The organism is Methylobacterium sp. E-065 (assembly GCF_022829605.1).
Taxonomy (GTDB): domain Bacteria; phylum Pseudomonadota; class Alphaproteobacteria; order Rhizobiales; family Beijerinckiaceae; genus Methylobacterium.
In genome coordinates, this window is sequence record NZ_JAKSYD010000002.1 from 1 (window position 1) to 367 (window position 367).

Annotated in this window: 1 protein-coding gene; it reads right to left on the reverse strand. The window is 65.9% G+C overall.

Features of this window, described 5'->3' with window-relative positions:
* On the reverse strand, nt 1-327 hold a 327-nt coding region (locus tag MKK84_RS00010), incomplete at its 3' end, for a Crp/Fnr family transcriptional regulator (protein ID WP_313899304.1).
* Nucleotides 328-367: the final 40 nt, after the last annotated feature.

Below are 367 nucleotides of genomic sequence, written 5' to 3' on the forward strand. Positions count from 1 at the left end.
GTTGACCAGCCACTCGCGCAGCACGGCCTCGTCCACGAGGGCGCACCACATCAGGGCCCGCGTCACCTGCGGGTGGTGCGCCGTGATCTCCTCGATGGCGGCCCGGGGGATCTCGACCGTTTTGCAAGGCGAGATCGTGCCGATGGAGTGATCCATCTCGTCGAGGATGAACACGTTCAGGTCGCAGAAGTCGCCCGGCACGAAGAAGGCCATGATCTGGCGCTGACCGTCCGGGAGCATCTTGTAGCGGCAGGCGTAGCCGTCGAGGATGAGATGAACGTCGCTGGGCGTGTCGCCTTCCGAGATCAGGTCCGTCCGCGCTGACACATTCCGCACCCGTGGCACAAACGCCCGCAGAGCGGCGCGG